The following is a 12,565-nucleotide window of genomic DNA, read 5'->3' as shown; positions in this document are numbered from 1 at the left end:
TCTCACCAGTAGAGCGACAGCGCCAAAGCGCCGAACAGGCAGACGAACAGGCTCAGGCGCAGCAGCGCCGGGTGCCAGAAGAAGCGGTAGCCATCATGGCTGGCAATGAACCGGTCCAGGCCCCAGGCCAGGCCCAGGGCGAACAGGAACATCAAGGTCATGGTGGGCATGTACACGCCATGGAAAGCGATTTCACGGGGCATGGTTTCACGGAGCATCGTGCAGTCCTTTCGCCGGTGCCAACGGCGACTGTGGGTCGAGCAGGGAAGAACGGATGAAGTGCAGGTAGCTTTGCGCGCGGCGCAGCACCGAAGTGTCGAAGTGGCGGGCGAAGGGCTCGTCGGTTGCCTGCACGCGGGAGATGGCGTGGTCCACCGCCACCAGCGCGCGTTCGTGGTTGCTGGCGCTGGGCTGCAGGAACAACCGGGTCAGGGCACGGCCCATCACGCGGATCGCCTGGCGCCAGGGCTGCGACTCGGCGTAGGCCGGGTGCACCGGCGCACGGGCCTGTTCCTTGCGTAGCTCGATGATGGCGTGGCCGATTTCCAGCACGGTGAACATCCAGCCCATCAACTGGCTCTGTACCTGCGGCTTGCCGGCTGCCAGGCCATAGGCCTGGTGCAGCAGGTCTCGGGTGCGGCTTTCGAAGGCGGTACCGATGCCGCGCAGGCGGCCGCTGATGGCGAACAGCACCTGCTCGCGCAGTTCCTGCTCCAGGCGGCTCCACAGCCAGCGGCTGTTGGGCGGCAGGATGATCGCTCCGGCAGCGGCACAGACGAACATGCCGATGACCATGCCGATGTAGTCGTTGATGAAGGTGTATGGGTCATACACGGTGAGGTTGTTCGGCACCGAACCGATGGCGAAGAACACCAGCAGGCCTATGCCATAGCCGGCATAGGCCGGCCGTGACGAAAGGAACGCACCCAACACGAACACCGGCGCCAGGACCATGCACAGCAGCGGGAAACCGTCGATCCAGGGGAACACGAAAAAGGTTTCGAAGAAGCCGACGAAGGCACCGATCGCCGTGCCGCAGGCCATCTGGAACGACATGCGCTTGGGGTTCGGCGAGGCCGCCGACAGGCCCACGGTGACGGTGGCGATCAGGGTCATCATGGCGCCGCTGGGCCAGTCGCTGAACAACCAGTAGCTGCCCAGCAGCAACAGCACCGCCGAGGCGCGCACACCGGCGGCCAACGATACCAACCAGCTGGTCTGCGCCACATAGGGCTCACTCCACTGCTCGCGCTCGTGCCGGTGCGCGGCCAGCGAGGCGTGGGTTTCGGCGTAGCTGTACATCTCGTCGACGAAGCGGTAGAGCAGCTCGAAGGCGGTGTGGAAGTCGAGCAGGTCGGACTCGCTCGGCTCGGTTGCCAGGTACTCGGCGCGCAGGCCGCGCACCTGTGCCTGCAGGCCTTCCTTGTAAGCGGCCAGCTCCAGGGTCAGGCGCAGCGCATCGGCGTCGGTCAGCGCCCGGCCCACGTAGGGCTGCAACAGCTCCACGAGGGTGTTCAGGCCCGGCTCGATGGCGCCGACGATCTGCAGCGGGCCGCGAGCGCGCAGGCGCTCCAGCAAACGATGCAGGGCATTGAAGCGTGTGGTAATGGCCATGAACTCGCTGTTCATGCGCACCAGGCGACCAGAGCGCCGGCGCATGTGCGGGTCTTCGAAGGCGGTTACGTTGCGCAGGCTCTCCAGGCCCACTGCTTCAGCGACGAAGCGCACGTTGCTGCTCTCGAAGCGGTCCCGCTGGCTTTCGCCGCGCAGGGCCTCGACCACCACTCCGGCGAACACGCCAAAGCGCTGATACAGGGCGTTGCGCATGGCGGCACTGGCCGACTGCGGCAGAATCGCCGCGCTGACGAAGGTCGACACCAGAATGCCCAGGGCGATTTCCAGCACCCGCCATACCGCCGCCATGAACGCCTGGTCAGGGTGTTCCAGCACCGGCAGGCCGATCATCGCCGCGGTGTAGCCGGCCAGCACGAAGCCATAGGCGCGGAAGGTGCGGTAGCGCATGGCACCGGCCGAACAAAGGCCTACCCACAGGGCCAGGCTGGGCAGGAACAGCTCGGTGTTCTGCGGGAATATGGCGATCAGCGCCACCATCATCGCCGAGCCGGCCAGGGTGCCGAGCACCCGGTAGAAGCTCTTGGCGAACACATGCCCGCTTTGCGGCTGCATGACAATGAACACGGTGATCATCGCCGTGCGCGGTTGGGGCAGCTCCAGGCGCATGGCCAGCCACAGGGTGATGAACGCGGCGGCCAGCACCTTGAAGATGTACACCCAGGTCACCCCGTCGGTGCGTGCCCAGGCAAAGAAGCCCCGGCGCCATTCCAGGCTCTGCAGCCAGCGCACGGGCAAACTTGAGGTGCTCATTCGGCGTTATCCGGCTTCTTGTCGAAAATGGCCAGGGTGGCCGGGGTTTTCGGTGCGGCCTGGCGCTCCTCTTTCGGCACGTCCTGGCCAGCCTGCAAGCCGCCGCCCAAGGCAGTGACCAGCTCGGCATGGGCAATCAGGCGGGCGGCCTGCACCTGCTGTTGCACCTGCTGCTGGCGGAACAGCAAGGTCTGGGCGTTGAGCACGTTGAGGTAGTCGGTAAGGCCACGCTGGAAGGCGACCATGGCGATGTCGTAGGTTTTCTGCGCAGCCGCGACCGACTCAGCGGCGAAGTGCGACTGCTCTTTCATCGACTCACGGCGAATCAGCTGGTCGGAGATGTTCTTCAGCGCACCGACCACGGTCTGGTTGTAGCGCGCCACTGCCATGTCATAGCCCGCAGAGGCCACGCCCAGCTGCGAGCGCAGGCGGCCGCCGTCGAAGATCGGCAGGCTGATGGCCGGGCCGACGTTGTAGTTGAACTTGCGCCCGGTGAGGAATTCCAGCGGGCCACCACCGGTTGCCATGAAGCCGAGGCTGCCGACCAGGTCTACGTTGGGGAAGAAGCCGGCATGGGCAACATCGATACCCCGCGCCTGGGCGGCCACCTGCCAACGGCTGGCGACCACGTCGGGGCGCTGGCCGACCAGTTCGGCCGGCAGATTCGACGGCAGCTTCAGCGGCGCGGCCAGGGCCAGGCTCGGGCGCTGCAACTGTGCGCCTTCCCCCGGGCCCTTGCCTGCCAGGGCGGCCAGCTGGTTACGGGCCAGGGCAATTTCTTCGTCGAGGCTGTCGAGCTGGCGATGGGTTTCCGGCAACGGCGCTTCGGCCTGGCTGACTTCGAAATGAGTACCGATGCCTGCATCCAGCCGGCGCTTGGCCAAGGCCAGAATCTGCTCCTGCTGGTCCAGCTCGGCCTTGACGATATCGCGCTGGGCGAAGTGCAGGCTCAGCTGGATGTAGGCGCGCACCACGTTGTTCTGCAGCTCCAGCTGCGCCTGGCGGGCTTCGGCCACACTCATGTGCGCCTGATCCACGGCCTGCTCGCTGGCATTGCGTTCGCGGCCCCACAGGTCGAGTGCATAGCTGAAGCCAATGGCGGCGTTGTTGTCCCAGGTATTGGCACCGGACAGCGCGCCCGGCCCGTAGAACTGGTCTTCAGGCCAGTTGTGACGCTTGAGCGTGGCCTGGCCATTGGCCTGGAGTTTTTCCGCCGACTCGACCACGCCGGCCATGGCCTTGGCTTCGCGTACCCGCGCCGCAGCCATGGCCAGGCTTGGGCTGCCGGCCACGGCCAGGGCAACCCAGCGGTCCAGCTGTGGGTCGCCATAGGCGTGCCACCACTGCTGGTCGGGCCAGTGGGCGTCGGTCGCGGCTTCGCGTATGGCCGCGTCGGTGTTCAGGTTGTTGGCTTGCAGCGTCTTGCTTTGCGGGGCAATGCCCCAGGTTCCGATACAGCCGCTCAAGGTGAGGGCAAGGGCACAGGCACTGAACGCACTGAGCGTTCTGATGATGCGACGCGGCACAGCTGCGATTTCCCGAGGAAGAGTTGGAGGGGCCGGGCAATTCTAGGGGGCGGCAGCACTGGCGATAAGCGTGGATTCCTGCGAATCTTTGTTACCAAAACAGCGATAATCCGCCTTTGGTCGAAGGCAACTTTTCATCTCTTTTACGTTACTTCGTGACACAATTTTGTCCTCTACATCGAGAGTGACCCATGGACACCCTGCAAAACATGCGTGCTTTCAGTTGCGTAGCCCAACTTGGCAGCTTTACCGCTGCCGCCGGGCAACTGGATACGACCACCGCGAACGTGTCGCGGGCGGTCTCCAACCTGGAAGCCCATCTGCAAACAAGGCTGCTCAACCGTACTACCCGCCGCATTGCGCTGACCGAAGCCGGCAAGCGCTACCTGATGCGTTGCGAACAGATTCTTACCTATGTCGAAGAAGCCGAGGCCGAGGCAAGCGACGCACATGCCCGCCCGGCCGGGCAATTGAAGGTGCACTCTATGACCGGGGTCGGTCAGCACTTCGTGGTCGACGCCATCGCCCGCTACCGCGAATCGCACCCGGACGTGACCTTCGACCTGACCATGGCCAACCGCGTGCCCGACCTGCTCGACGAGGGCTATGACGTTTCCATCGTGCTGGCCACCGAACTGCCCGACTCCGGGTTCGTGTCCCAGCGCCTGGGCATCACCTACAGCATCGTCTGCGCCTCGCCCGCCTACATTGCCCGCCACGGCGTTGCGCACAAGCCTTCCGACCTGCTCAAGCATGCCTGCCTGCGCATGGTCAGCCCGGTGATCCCGTTGGAAAAGTGGCTGTTCGACGGGCCGGAAGGCCAGGAAATGGTCAACATCACCAGCTCGCCGTTCATGGTCAATACTGCCGATGCCATGAAAACTGCGATTCGCAGCGGCATGGGCGTGGGCGTGCTGCCGATCTATTCGGCCATCGATGGCCTGCGCGATGGCAGCCTGGTACGGGTGCTGCCCGAGTACCGGCTGCAGGAACTGAACCTGTACGCCATCTACCCGTCGCGGCAGTACCTGGATGCCAAGATCAAGACTTGGGTCGAGTACCTGCGCAACTCGCTGCCGGAGATTCTGGCAGCCCATGAGGCAGACCTGAAAACCCATCAGGTGATGATCGCCAATTAAAAAGCTGCTGCATTGCGGGGGCGGACAATGGTAGGTTGCTAACCATTGCCGGCCTCTTCGCGGGTAAACCCGCTCCCACAGGTACACCACTGCCTTCCAGGCCTGTGCAATACCTGTGGGAGCGGGTTCACCCGCGAAGAAACCACCACCGCCCCACCGCCTTGCAGAGAAGTTGCCCGATGAAAAAGACCGTCCTGGCCTTCAGCCGTATCACCCCGGCCATGGCCGAACGCCTGCAGCAAGACTTCAACGTGATCGTGCCGAACCCCAAGCTCGGCGATATCAACGCCCAGTTCAACGAAGCCCTGCCCGAAGCCCAGGGCCTGATCGGCGTTGGCCGCAAGCTCGGCCGGGCGCAACTCGAAGGAGCGGCCAGGCTGGAAGTGGTATCCAGCGTGTCGGTCGGCTACGACAACTACGACCTGGACTACTTCAACGAACGCGGCATCGCCCTGACCAACACTCCCGACGTGCTGACCGAAAGCACCGCCGACCTGGGCTTTTCGCTGATCATGGGCTGCGCCCGCCGCACCGCCGAACTGGACGCCTGGACCAAGGCCGGCAACTGGCAAGCTACCGTAGGCCCGGCCCACTTCGGCAGTGATGTGCACGGCAAGACCCTGGGCATCGTCGGCATGGGCAACATCGGTGCCGCCATTGCCCGCCGTGGCCGGTTCGGTTTCAACATGCCGGTCATCTATTCCGGCAACAGCCGCAAGACCGCACTGGAGCAAGAGCTGGGGGCACAGTTCCGCAGCCTGGAGCAACTGCTGAGCGAAGCCGACTTTGTCTGCATCGTGGTGCCGTTGTCCGATGCCACCCGCAAGCTGATTAGTGCGCGTGAGTTGCAACTGATGAAGCCGAGCGCGTTCCTGATCAACATCGCCCGCGGGCCGGTGGTGGACGAGGCTGCGCTGATCGAGGCGCTGCAGAACGGCACCATTCGCGGTGCGGGCCTGGATGTGTACGAGAAAGAGCCGCTGAGCGATTCGCCGCTGTTCAAGCTGCCCAATGCCCTGACCTTGCCGCATGTTGGTTCGGCCACTGCCGAAACCCGCGAGGCCATGGCCAACCGGGCAATCGACAACCTGCGTGCAGCGCTGCTGGGTGAGCGGCCGCGGGATCTGGTGAACCCGCAGGTGTGGAAGGGCTGATCGCCCGCTGCTGCCTGCCCTGGCCCTTTCGCGGGCTCACCCGCTCCCACAGGTACACCACCGCCCTAAAGGCCTGTGCAGTACTTGTGGGAGCGGGCGAGCCCGCGAAAGGGCCGGCACAGGCAACCCATCACCTATTTGGCCACCACTACACCCTCAGCCACCCTGGCCTTGGGCTTGCGAAACACCAGCACATTCCCCGCCATCACCGCCACCAACCCCAACAAGGCCGGTGCCGTCCACTGATACCCCTCGGCCACTGCCGACACATTCAACGCCACCAACGGGAACAGCACCGTGCAGTAAGCTGCCCGCTCCGGCCCCATGCGCCCGACTAGGGTCAGGTAGGCGGTAAAGGCGATCACCGAGCCCGGCACCACCAGGTACAGCAACGAGCCGATGTACCGCACGTTCCACTCCATGCTGAATGGCACGCCGCTGACCACGCAGAACACCGCCAGCATCACCGCCCCGTAGACCATGCCCCAGGCATTGGTGGTCATGGGTTTGAGCCCGGCCTTCTGCTGCATGCTCGACAGCATGTTGCCGGCCGAGAAGCACAGCGTACCGAGCAGCGCCAGGCCAAGGCCGTACAGGGTTTCGCGGCTGGCCGCGTGGTGGGACAGCTCGGGCCAGAACAGCAGGCCCAGACCAAGTAGCCCCAAGGCGCCGCCGCCGAGCACATTGCCGGCGATTTTCTGGCCGAAGAAGATCCGCGCATTGAGTGCATTCCACAGGGTGGCGGTGGAGAACACCACGGCGATCAGGCCGCTGGCAATCCACTGGCTGGCGCTGAGGAAGCAGATGAAGTTGACGCAGAACAGGCACAGGCCCTGGGCCAGACAGATCTGGTGGCCACGCCGGTTCATCGGCTGCAGCCGACGGGTGAGCAACAGGAAGGCGAACAGGATCAGCCCAGCCAAGGCGAAGCGGTAGACGATCGAGACCGGAATGGCGACAACACCCAGCTGGAGTTTCAGGGCGATCCAGGTGGTGCCCCAGATCAGGACGGTTAACAGGTAGAGTGACAGGTTCATGGCGGCGGTTCCTTGGGCCTTTCAGGATCGGTGCCCGGCGCTTCGCGGCTAAAGCCGCGAATCGAGGGCGCAGCCCTCGCCGAGGCATTTCAGTGTTCTCCTGTCGAACACCCACGCGCTTGCACAAACTTGCGCATTTGTCCCTCGGGTAGCTGTAAGCCTGCCCAAGGCGCAGTAGGATGGCTGGCAAGAGGAACCACCCATGACGCCACTCACCCAACTGCAAGTGTTCAACGCCATGCACGCCTCGCCCCACGCTCGGCTGGAGCTGAGCGCGCACCTGGGCGACGGGTTGGCGGCAGCGTTGTGGAGCAACCGCGACGATGCCCGCGATTACCAGGCACCGAGCCATCACACCCTGTCGTGCTACATCGCCGACGGCACCGGTACCTTTCGCCGCCAGCGCCCCGGCGAAAAAGGGGCACCCGACAAGCTGTGCGTGATGCCGGCCGGGCAGGAATCGAACTGGGTGGTCAATGGCGCGATCCGCCTGGCGCACCTGTATGTCAGCGAGGCGCAGTTCGCTCTGGGCTGCGTGCGCCTGCTCGACCGTGAACCGCGTGAGCTGCAACTGCAGGAGGCGACCTTTCTCGATGACCCGCAGCAGGCCAAGCGCTTTCGCCAGCTGATAACCCTGGACTGGGATGAACCTGGCGAACGCTTGCTGGCCAGCAGCCTGGCGCACGAGATCGTCGACCATGCGCTGCTCAACCAGGTCGGGCTGCGCCAGGGCCTGCGCCTGAAAGGCGGGCTGGCACCGAGCCTGCGCCGGCAACTGGTCGACTACATCGAAGCGCACCTGGACCAGCCCATTACCTTGGGCGAGCTGGCCCTGCGCTGCAACCTGTCCGAATACCACTTTGCGCGCATGTTTCGCGCCAGCTTCGGGCTGCCACCGCACCAGTACCTGCTGGCCCGGCGGCTGCATCGGGCCTGCCAAATGCTGCGGCTGGGCGGGATGCCGCTGGGGGAGATTGCCCTTTTGTGCGGGTTTGCCAGTGCCAGCCATTTCAGCAACCGGTTCCGCCAGGCGGTCGGTGCAACGCCTGGCGAATACCGTTTGGCCATTCGTGGCTAAGGCCGCTCCCAGAGGGACCGCGCCACCCTCAAGGGCAGTGCAGTAACTGTGGGAGCGGCTTTAGCCGCGAAGAGGCCGGGACAGGCTGGCCTAGAACTCGAAGGTACTGGACAAGCTCACCTGCCGCGCATCGCCAATGGCCACAAAGTACTGGTTCACCGCCGAGCTGTAATAAACCTTGTCGAACAGGTTCTTCACGTTCAGTTGCAACAGCACCTTGTGCTCGTCGAGCCTGGTCTCGTAGCTGGCAAAGGCATCGGCCACGGTATAGGACGGCAGGTCGAAAGTGTTGGTCGAGTTACCAGCGCGCTCGCCAACATATCTCGCACCGGCCCCCAAACGCAGGCGGTCGCCGCCAAACAGGCTGCCATAGTCATACACCGCCGACAGCGAACCACTGTGCCGAGCCACGTTCTGCAGGCGGTTGCCCTTGAGGGCCGGGTCTTTGGTCACTTCAGCATCGGTGAAGGCATAGCTGCCAATCAGGCTCCAGCGCTCGCTCAACTGCCCCGTCAGGTCCAGCTCGACACCCCGTGAGCTGACCTCTCCGGCATTGCTGTACACCGTTTCGCGCGTACTGGTATCAAAGTTGGAAACCAGCACGTTGCGCTTGGTGATATCGAACAACGCCAGGGTACCCGTGAGGCGGCCCGGTATGTCGAGCTTGGCGCCCAGTTCCCACGATTTGCCCTCTTCTGGCGCCACCGACGAGTCAAGCACCACATTGCCGACCAGCGGCGCGATGGTGGAGTTGGGCTTGAACGACTCGCTATAGCTGCCATAAAACGACAGCTGCTCGTCCACCTTGTAGACAATACCTGCATGCGGCACCCACGCCTGGCCATTGATGTCGGTGTTGGCCTTGAACGGGCGGCCACGGCCAGCGTACTGGTCGAACTGCTGGAAGCGCGCACCGGCCACCAGGATCCAGTGATCATCCAGGTGCAGCGCGTCCTGCACGAACAACGCGTCAGTGCGTAGTTTGTCGGTCTGGTCGCTGTCACTGGCTTTTACGGTGGTACCCTCCACTTCCTGACCGTAGACCGGATTCGTATAGCTGAAGGTGGATTGGGCGGTCTGCCGGATCATGTCACCGCGGAAAATCTTGCGGTCTTCATGATCGACACCGAACAGCAGGTCATTCTGCATCCCGGCCAGTTCCACATTGCCGGCCAGGCTCAGGGTGGCGAACTGGTCACGGCTCATGGCGTTGTGGGTGCCGTCGATGCTGCGCGACAGCGTGCCGGTTTTTTCATTCACGCCGGTCACCCGCACCTGGCTGGCATCATAGGTTTCGCGGTTGAAGCTGTAGCCGAAGTGCAGCTTCCAGTCATCGGCCAGCTGGTGGTCGACTTCCAGACGGTACAGGTCGGAACGCCCCTCCATGTCGTTGAAGGGTTCGTCCAGGCGCCGCGTGGCCGGGATGTCCAGCGGGTGGCCGTTGTTGCCGAACGCCGTGCCACGGTCGAAGGGGTAGAGAAATTCGCGGTGCTCGTAGGCCAGTACCACCTGGGTGTCTTCGCCCAGCCAGGCCAGCGACGGCGCTACCAGCGATTCGCGGTGCACACCGTAGTTGCGCCAGTAGTCTTCATCTTCGTGGTCGACGATCAGGCGATAGGCGAAGTTGCTGTCGCCCAGCGCACCGGTGCTGTCGAACCCGCCACCGCTGCCATTCTTGCCGCGACCATAGGTGGACCCACGCACGGTCAGGGCGTTGTACTGCTCGAGTTGCGGGCGCTTGCTGACCACATTGATCACCCCGCCGGGGTCCTGGATGCCGTACAGCAGCGAGGCCGGGCCTTTGAGCACTTCGACCCGCTCGGTGCTGGCGTTGAGGCTGCGGCCCTGCACGATGGGCATGCCATCGCGCATGATCGAGCCGTCGCGGTTGTCGCCGAAGCCGCGCTTCATCACCGTGTCGGAGGTGCCACCGAAATTGTTGCCCTGGGTGATGCCGCTGACATTGGCCAGGGCGTCATCGAGGTTGCGCGGGGCCTGGTCACGGATGACCTGGGCCGGTACCACGTTGATGGCCTGGGGGATGTCCTGGCTCGGGCCTTGCCCGCGCATGATCGAGGCCGTGGCCGGGGGCTGGTAGCTGTAGTCGTCCAGTTGCGAGGTCACGGTGGTGGCCTGCAGGTTGAGGGCGCCGGAGGTGTCCACTGCTTCGAGGGTGAGCGTACGTGCATCGACGCGGCGCCAGGCCAGCCCGGTAGTGCCCAGCAGCTGTTGCAAGGCCTGTTCAGCGCTGAACCTGCCGTTCAGCGCCGGCGCCTGCACGCCTTGCAGTTCCAAGGTGTAGATCACACTCTGGCCAGTGGTGCGGCTGAAGGTGTCGAGTGCCTGGGCAAGGGGTTGCGCCGGCTGGGCGAAGGTATACGCCTGCTGCTGCTCGGCGGCACAGGCCAGGGGGGCGACAGCGAATGCCGGGAGCGCGGAAAGGCCGAGCCAGAGAGAGACGCAACGCGGGGTGAACTTCATGGACGCTGACCTGTGAGAGGGATATGACTGCGAATGAATCGCACTTCCACTCATTACACGGATGCCACGTCCTGTTACCTCACCCGTTGCCTGAAAAATTTTTTGCATGTGCCGGCCTCTTCGCGGGCTTGCCCGCTCCCACAGGGACTGCACCGGATTCGAGACTTGTGCAGTCCCTGTAGGAGCGGGCAAGCCCGCGAAGAGGCCGGCACAGGCAGCTACCTGATGACAGTCAACCGCCCCAGCACAGTCTGCCGCGAAAAGCCCATCACCTTGCCCAGCGAATCCAGCGCCAGCAATGGCGCGGCCACCGGGAAACTGCCACTGACCTTGCGCTGCCCCAACTCATCATCGAGCAACAGAATGCGCCCCGGGTAGTAACGCCCCAGGTCCTCGACCACCTGCGCCAGCGGCACCTGGTAGTAATTCAGCCAGCCCTGGCGCCAGGCCAGGCGGTTGTCGCTGGCCACCGTCAGAGTGTCGCCGACTCTGCCGCCAGCGTAGGTCGCCTGCTGGTTGGCCGTCAGTTCACGTGCTGCGGCGCCCGGCACCGGGCTCACCGCCACCCGCCCGCTTTGCACCGTGACCTGGGCGCCCTCGCCCTGCTTGCGCACTTCAAACTGGGTACCCAGCACGCGCACCTCGCCACCAGCAGCTTCCACCACGAATGGCGCGCCGGTATGCGTGACCTGGAAGAACGCCGCGCCATGCAACAACCGCACGCGGCGCTCGCCCTGCGCAAAATCGACCGCAATCGCGCTCCCCGCATCCAGCATCACCTGCGACTGGTCGGGCAAGGTCACTTGGCGAACTTGATCAGCACTGCTGTAGTCGGCCTGCAGGTCCTGCAGCCACAAGCCCGGGTGCCAGCCACCAGCAATGCCCACGGCCAGTACCAGGCAGGCAGCCACCGCCAGCGCTGCAGCCCGCTGCAGCCAGGGGTGCCTGGCCGGTGGCCTGGCCATCGCATCCAGATAACGTTGCAGGCTTGCCTGTTCTTCAGCGGCCAGACGCGCCGCCGGGATGGCGCTGTTCTGCCACAGCAGCTGGGCCTGGGCGTAGGCCTCACGGTGCCCGGGATCGGCCAGCAGCCAGCGCTTGAACCCCGCGCCCTCGGCTTGCTCAGGCTGTTCGTTGATACGGCTGAGCCACTGCAACGCGGCCCGGGACTGCGCCTCGGTGATCGGCGGTAAACGGCTCATCGACGGGCACTCCCTGGCCGGCGTAGGGTGGACGCGGGCTCGGCCACACTCGCCTTGCACGCTTCGAGGGCGCGCATCATATGCTTTTCCACAGCACTCTGGGACAGTTGCATGGCCTTGGCGATCTCGCCGTACTTGCAGCCGTGGATACGATTGAGCAGGAAGATCTGCCGGGTACGCTCGGGCAAGGCGCGCAAGGCAGCGTCGATGCGCTGCAAGTCGTGATCGACCTCCACAGCCTGTTCCGGGGCCTGGGCCATGGCCGCTTCATCCAGCGGCAGCACAGCTTCGGCCACGCGCTCGCGGCTGCCTTCGCTGCGCAGGTGGTCGATGGCCAGGTTGCCGGCGCAACGCAGCAGGTAGGTGTCCAGCGCCTCGACCTTGACCTCGGGGCGACGCCAGAAGCGCAGGAACAGTTCCTGGACCAGGTCCGATGCCGTGGCCCGACAGCCGACCCGGCGGCTCACCAGGGCCTCCATGCGTGCCCGCTGGGCCTGGAACACCTGGACGAAGCGCGCACGCCCGCCGCCGCTTTCGGCATCCGCCTCGACCATGTCGCCCGG

General features: G+C 64.6%; 10 protein-coding genes. 3 read left to right on the top strand and 7 right to left on the bottom strand.

The features are described 5' to 3' along the window. Positions 1-2 precede the first annotated feature (2 nt). The 3 genes from CAF92_RS14130 to CAF92_RS14120 are packed head-to-tail and all read right to left on the bottom strand — an operon-like array spanning position 3 to position 3,911. Complete coding sequence (locus CAF92_RS14130; RefSeq protein ID WP_008097766.1) at positions 3-203, bottom strand: DUF1656 domain-containing protein; 201 nt, start codon at positions 201-203, stop codon at positions 3-5. 4 nt (positions 204-207) lie between these two features. Next, on the bottom strand, positions 208-2,385 hold the full coding sequence (locus CAF92_RS14125; RefSeq protein ID WP_085601185.1) for an FUSC family protein: 2,178 nt from the start codon (positions 2,383-2,385) through the stop codon (positions 208-210). Next, entirely contained in the window at positions 2,382-3,911 is a 1,530-nt protein-coding gene (locus tag CAF92_RS14120; protein WP_085601184.1) for an efflux transporter outer membrane subunit, read from the bottom strand. The genes CAF92_RS14125 and CAF92_RS14120 overlap by 4 nt, the downstream gene beginning before the upstream one ends. A 191-nt stretch (positions 3,912-4,102) precedes the next feature. Between CAF92_RS14120 and CAF92_RS14115 the strand changes: the two genes are divergently transcribed. Both CAF92_RS14115 and CAF92_RS14110 read left to right on the top strand, forming a co-directional pair. After that, the gene (locus CAF92_RS14115) at positions 4,103-5,050 is read left to right on the top strand and encodes a LysR family transcriptional regulator (RefSeq protein ID WP_085601183.1); all 948 of its coding nucleotides are present in this window, start codon (positions 4,103-4,105) and stop codon (positions 5,048-5,050) included. A gap of 179 nt (positions 5,051-5,229) precedes the next feature. Next, complete coding sequence (locus CAF92_RS14110) at positions 5,230-6,204, top strand: D-glycerate dehydrogenase (protein WP_085601182.1); 975 nt, start codon at positions 5,230-5,232, stop codon at positions 6,202-6,204. 134 nt (positions 6,205-6,338) lie between these two features. Here the strand turns inward: CAF92_RS14110 and CAF92_RS14105 are convergent, their stop codons facing one another. Then, positions 6,339-7,241: a DMT family transporter gene (locus tag CAF92_RS14105; RefSeq protein ID WP_085601181.1), complete on the bottom strand. Its 903-nt coding sequence runs from the start codon at positions 7,239-7,241 to the stop codon at positions 6,339-6,341. Between the two features lie 202 nt (positions 7,242-7,443). Between CAF92_RS14105 and CAF92_RS14100 the strand changes: the two genes are divergently transcribed. After that, complete coding sequence (locus CAF92_RS14100; protein ID WP_085601180.1) at positions 7,444-8,319, top strand: helix-turn-helix domain-containing protein; 876 nt, start codon at positions 7,444-7,446, stop codon at positions 8,317-8,319. Positions 8,320-8,409: 90 nt separating this feature from the next. Here CAF92_RS14100 and CAF92_RS14095 read toward each other — a convergent pair whose 3' ends face one another. The 3 genes from CAF92_RS14095 to CAF92_RS14085 all read right to left on the bottom strand — a co-directional run bounded on the left by CAF92_RS14095 (position 8,410) and on the right by CAF92_RS14085 (position 12,556). Then, positions 8,410-10,800 carry a TonB-dependent receptor gene (locus CAF92_RS14095; protein WP_085601179.1) on the bottom strand — a complete coding sequence of 797 codons (2,391 nt, stop codon included), beginning with the start codon at positions 10,798-10,800 and terminating at the stop codon, positions 8,410-8,412. Between the two features lie 218 nt (positions 10,801-11,018). After that, complete coding sequence (locus CAF92_RS14090; protein ID WP_085601178.1) at positions 11,019-12,002, bottom strand: FecR domain-containing protein; 984 nt, start codon at positions 12,000-12,002, stop codon at positions 11,019-11,021. After that, positions 11,999-12,556: an RNA polymerase sigma factor gene (locus CAF92_RS14085; RefSeq protein WP_178081793.1), complete on the bottom strand. Its 558-nt coding sequence runs from the start codon at positions 12,554-12,556 to the stop codon at positions 11,999-12,001. Before CAF92_RS14085 ends, CAF92_RS14090 begins: the two co-directional genes overlap by 4 nt. Positions 12,557-12,565 lie beyond the last annotated feature (9 nt).

Origin of the sequence: Pseudomonas sp. B10(2017), from assembly GCF_002113295.1 — a bacterium.
In the GTDB taxonomy this organism is placed as follows: Bacteria; Pseudomonadota; Gammaproteobacteria; order Pseudomonadales; family Pseudomonadaceae; genus Aquipseudomonas; species Aquipseudomonas pudica.
Note: the sequence above shows the minus strand (reverse complement) of the source record. Positions and strands in the feature narration are given on the sequence as shown.